Source organism: Planctomonas deserti, from assembly GCF_003067705.1.
Lineage (GTDB): Bacteria > Actinomycetota > Actinomycetes > Actinomycetales > Microbacteriaceae > Planctomonas > Planctomonas deserti.
The window spans coordinates 1-528 of the sequence record NZ_QANL01000195.1; the positions used below are offsets into that span (position 1 = coordinate 1).

Annotated in this window: 2 protein-coding genes; both read right to left on the bottom strand. The window is 36.9% G+C overall.

Annotated features, from left to right (window positions below; translation table 11 throughout):
• A partial coding sequence (locus tag DAI20_RS17965) for an adenylyl-sulfate kinase (RefSeq protein ID WP_159085170.1) occupies nucleotides 1-259 on the bottom strand: 259 nt, incomplete at its 3' end.
• Nucleotides 260-271: 12 nt separating this feature from the next.
• Nucleotides 272-528: hypothetical protein (locus DAI20_RS17970; RefSeq protein WP_205781545.1), on the bottom strand; the 257-nt coding region annotated here is incomplete at its 5' end.

The following is a 528-nucleotide window of genomic DNA, read 5'->3' on the forward strand; positions in this document are numbered from 1 at the left end:
CAATACGTCTTATATTTTCCATGCGATCACTTTCAGAAAATCCTAAGTCTTTATTTAAACCGTGGCGAATGTTATCCCCATCCAGCACATAATTTCCAATATTCTTTTCAAACAGTTTACGAGCGACCGCATTCGCTACTGTAGATTTACCCGAAGCTGATAGACCAGTAAACCAAATTACAAAACTATGATGTCCATTCTTCACTCTTCTCTCATCTTTTGAAACCGAAGCTGTATGCCAAGTAATATTCGTATCCATCTCGTTCTCTCCCTATTCTGTTACTACTTCTTTTTTCAAGCCTTTAATTAGCACTTCCACTACTTCTTTACGACTAAATGTACTTGGCGGAATCTCACCGTTTCTTAATAATTCTCTTACTTTCGTACCCGATAAAATAACATGATCTTCTTTTCCGTGCGGACATGTTTTCGTTGAAGCCATCGCTTCACATTTCGTGCAGTAAAAACTATGCTCAAAGAATAGTGGTGTAATTCCTAACTCTTCTATCGTAAAATTTGTGAAGATTT